Raw genomic sequence first — 3,722 nt, 5'->3', positions numbered from 1 at the left:
TATATCACCATTGATGAAACCTTTTCGGCTAAGATCAGCAACTTGAACCATTTGTTTGATAATCTTTAGATCGTCTTCGTTTTGCATCATTGGCATTTTTGCGGCTACGACATTTTCTTCATGATCATGGGGTAGATAATTCAAGGTTGTAACAATGTTCCACCGGTCCATCTGTCCTTGGTTGATTTGTTGTGTGCCGTGATAAAGACCCGTGGTATCACCAAGACCAATTGTGTTTGTCGTTGCAAAAAGACGAAATGATTGATGCGGATGGATTACTTTGTTTTGATCAAGCAATGTAAGTTTACCAGCAACTTCGAGAACACGTTGTATAACAAACATAACATCAGGACGTCCCGCATCATATTCATCAAACACTAGTGCAGTAGGACTTTGTAAAGCCCATGGAAGGATGCCTTCTTTAAATTCTGTAACTTGTACGCCATCTTTTAATGTAATGGCATCCTTACCGATCAAATCAATACGGCTGATATGACTGTCAAGATTGACCCTCAAACATGGCCAATTTAATCGCGCGGCCACTTGTTCGATATGGGTTGACTTACCCGTACCATGATAACCTTGAACCATTACACGTCTGTTGTGGGCAAAACCAGCAAGGATCGCGAGAGTTGTATCATGATCAAAAATATAACTTTCATCGACTTCCGGTACGTGTTCAGTTGGCTCTGAAAATCCTTTGACTCCCATGGCTGAATCAATGCCAAAAGTGTCTTTTACATTAAATAGTGTTTCTGGCGTGCCGGAGTCTACGCCTTTGTTCGTTGTCATTTTACGGTCCACTTGATCTTATAGTTACTTAAAATCTTTATTTTTCAAGGCGTTATAGGCCTCAGTAATTTTTGTGAAAATATAATTTCCATGATCAAAATCGGGATTTTGGTCTGGATGACAATGTTTGACAAGTGTTTTATACACTTTTTTGATTTCTTCTTTATTTGCGCCCGTATCAAGACCTAAAGTTTTCAGATGATCTAGGTCTTCTTTTGTGTAATTTAATGTTTTTTCCGAGCCAATATGTTTCATTCTTACATCAGATTTTATATCCGCATATGGCTTATGATATTCTTCGTTATTTTCAGATGATGAATTTTGTTTTTGTGTCCAGCCTGATGATGCAGCACCAAAAAACGGGCCTTTATTCGCTACGCTTAAATCAAATGTTCGCGCGTGTATTGCGCAAAACCAATGTATGTCATTTTGGTCAGCAGATGCCTGAATACGGTAACGTCCCTCTTTTGGGCAATCGTTCCATTCACAGATTCTTTTATGCGGACCACTATTCATAAAAATAATACTTTGTTTGTTGTTATTAATACGGCAAAAGTTTATAGCAGTATTAACAGGGTTAAATACTAATAGAAAGTAACGCGCATGACTGTAAAGGAAAAAATTGAATTAAAGCTTAATGAAGCCTTTAATCCGGAATTTTTAGAAGTAATTGACGAATCTCATAAGCATGCGGGACATGTTGGCGCAAGACCCGAAGGGGAAACTCATTTTCATGTAAATATGAAAGCCAGTGCGCTTAATGGACAGTCACGAGTGAACCGCCAAAGAATGGTCTATAAAGCACTAAGCGAAGAATTGGCAGGTCCGGTTCACGCGTTATCATTAGGCGTTGAAGGAACAGACGCTTAAAATAAAAATAGCATCATTAATGGCACCAGTATAAAGCTCATTAAGGTGGTCGTGAATATTAAGCTTGCGACCTCATCAGGATTTCTATTGTAACGAGCGGCAAGCAGATAACTAAAGACTGCGACGGGCATAGACATTTGAAGAATTAAAACATTTCTATCAACCCCTTCAAACCCAAACCAATTTGCAACAAAAATACCAATACCAATTCCAGCAAACATTTTAATGGCACCGATGGTAGCAATTTTGCTTAATTTTATAATTTTCAAATTAGCGAGTGACGCCCCTAGTGCGAGAAGCATTAGCGGGATCATAATTCCTGCAAGAAGGTTTGCCGTATTCATCACCCAGATGGGAGGCTCGCTATCCGTTGCAATGAAAAATACAGCAGCCAGTATTCCCCAAAGAAGTGAAAGCCTTAATAGCTCGCCTATTTTCATATTTCCATGAGAAATAAGTAATGAAACAGTATATTGAAATATTGAGCCAACAACATAAAAAGCAATCGCAAAAGACATCCCGAGATCACCAAAAGCAAACAAAGAAAGCGGTATGCCCATATTCCCGCAATTTGATGAAGAAAGCGCGATTATATAGCCCCGTTTTGGTAACCCAGTTATATAAACAAATATACTGACAAGTATGAGAAGTATTATGATAGCGAATAAGGAAGCCAACATAAAAGTGGTCATGGCTGAAATATCTTCACGAAGTCCTAATAATCCAACAAATACAAGGCAGGGTGCCCCTAAATTCATGTTTATCCGCGTGACGAAATCAGTAGGGAAAGCGTACTCTTTTTTGACCCAGATAAAACCGATAAGTGAAATGAATAATACCGGTGAAACAACATTAAAAAGCTCTGAGAACATTATTTAACTTTCATAGGTTATTTCGTGAACATGGTTTTTCGTAAAGTCGATAAAATGGTCGAGTAGTTTTTCTTTATCATCACTAACATTATATGACGTTTTGACAAGCCCTATTTCACGGGTAAAGTCATAACCGATCATTTTTACTCTTTTGACGTCGTCTGAATGATAATGATCTGGCATTGTTGTAAAACCAATTCCGGCGGCAACCATCGCTAATGCACGCTCGTCTTGTGTCGTATTATAAACCAAACGGGGTCTCACATTATGGTCCGTAAAAAAACGACTTGTTTCACTTAATATTTCGCAATGTGATCTTACTATTGTTGGTTCTCCTGCGAAATCTTCGGGACGGATTTTTTCTTTAGTAGCTAATGGATGGTGTTCACCAATCGCTATTGAGTATCCTTCGTTATAAAGTTTAATTTTTTCTTGTTTTTGTGTCGTTCTCATGATGGTAAGCGCAATATCAATCTGTCCATCGTCTAGTCTGTTTTGAATTTCTTGTTCGCGTCCTTCAAATAATTCTATAACAAGATTGCCTGTATCGCGGTTAAAAGTACTAAGAATATTTTGGAGAATTTTTGCGGAAATTGTTTTTAAAACACCAAGTCTTAAAATATTTGAATGCCCCGTTGATTGAATATCAGATTCTGCAAGATTTAATTGATAAAGGATCGACTTTGCGTGTGGCAGAAAACGAGTACCGCTTTCCGTTAAGTATACTCGTTTAGAGGTTCTGTTGAAAAGCTCTTTACCTAAATGCTGTTCAAGTTTTTTTATCCCAGCAGAGAGTGTGGGTTGGGTCACAAAGACACGCTTAGCGGCTTTTGTGAAACTGCCAGTTTCGACAACGGCTAAAAAATAACGAAGCTGATAGTTTTCAATCATTTATAGTATCTTTTTAATTTAATATCTTCATAGATAATATCTATCATATTGGAATTTGTAAAATTTAATCTTATAGGGTAAAGTAGCTGAAAAAATATAAGAGGGAGAATTTCATTGGATCTAATTAAGAAAAATTGGACTGTCGTTCCCGCATTCTTAATCTTTTTAGCAATGGCTTATAAGGTGTTTGAACAAAGTGTTCTTGAACATCACTTTATCATTCCATCTACACAATTTTTACCACCGGCATTAATTGCGGGGAACCTCGTTTATTATGCGTTGAAGGGTAAAAAGTGG

6 protein-coding genes are annotated in these 3,722 nt (G+C 37.6%); 2 read left to right on the top strand and 4 right to left on the bottom strand.

All coding sequences use genetic code 11. The features are described from left to right. Positions 1–792 (bottom strand): AAA family ATPase (locus tag ACTF6W_RS04695; protein ID WP_438993390.1); only part of this gene is annotated, 792 nt, incomplete at its 3' end. 24 nt (positions 793–816) lie between these two features. Further along, a complete protein-coding gene (locus tag ACTF6W_RS04690; protein ID WP_438993389.1) occupies positions 817–1,308 on the bottom strand; it encodes a J domain-containing protein in 492 nt (163 codons plus the stop codon). An 87-nt stretch (positions 1,309–1,395) separates the two neighbouring features. On the opposite strand from ACTF6W_RS04690, the gene ACTF6W_RS04685 reads away from it, so the two are divergent. Further along, the gene (locus ACTF6W_RS04685; RefSeq protein ID WP_438993388.1) at positions 1,396–1,662 is read left to right on the top strand and encodes a BolA family protein; all 267 of its coding nucleotides are present in this window, start codon (positions 1,396–1,398) and stop codon (positions 1,660–1,662) included. On the opposite strand, the gene ACTF6W_RS04680 is transcribed toward ACTF6W_RS04685, so the two are convergent. Continuing rightward, positions 1,659–2,534, bottom strand: coding sequence for an AEC family transporter (locus ACTF6W_RS04680; protein WP_438993387.1), 876 nt, complete (start codon positions 2,532–2,534; stop codon positions 1,659–1,661). The two genes, ACTF6W_RS04685 and ACTF6W_RS04680, sit on opposite strands and share 4 nt — an antisense overlap. 3 nt (positions 2,535–2,537) lie before the next feature. Further along, on the bottom strand, positions 2,538–3,425 hold the full coding sequence (locus tag ACTF6W_RS04675) for a LysR family transcriptional regulator (protein WP_438993386.1): 888 nt from the start codon (positions 3,423–3,425) through the stop codon (positions 2,538–2,540). A gap of 114 nt (positions 3,426–3,539) precedes the next feature. Between ACTF6W_RS04675 and ACTF6W_RS04670 the strand changes: the two genes are divergently transcribed. Then, positions 3,540–3,722 (top strand): hypothetical protein (locus ACTF6W_RS04670; RefSeq protein ID WP_438993385.1); only part of this gene is annotated, 183 nt, incomplete at its 3' end.

It is taken from the genome of Pseudemcibacter sp., assembly GCF_965661635.1.
Classification (GTDB): Bacteria; Pseudomonadota; Alphaproteobacteria; order Sphingomonadales; family Emcibacteraceae; genus Pseudemcibacter.
This window is presented reverse-complemented; position numbering and strand designations above follow the sequence as displayed.

Coding starts and splice junctions, on each gene's coding strand:
- ACTF6W_RS04690 (WP_438993389.1), bottom strand. CDS start 1,308: ATGAATAGTGGTCCGCATAAAAGAATCTGTGAATGGAACGATTGCCCA.
- ACTF6W_RS04685 (WP_438993388.1), top strand. CDS start 1,396: ATGACTGTAAAGGAAAAAATTGAATTAAAGCTTAATGAAGCCTTTAAT.
- ACTF6W_RS04680 (WP_438993387.1), bottom strand. CDS start 2,534: ATGTTCTCAGAGCTTTTTAATGTTGTTTCACCGGTATTATTCATTTCA.
- ACTF6W_RS04675 (WP_438993386.1), bottom strand. CDS start 3,425: ATGATTGAAAACTATCAGCTTCGTTATTTTTTAGCCGTTGTCGAAACT.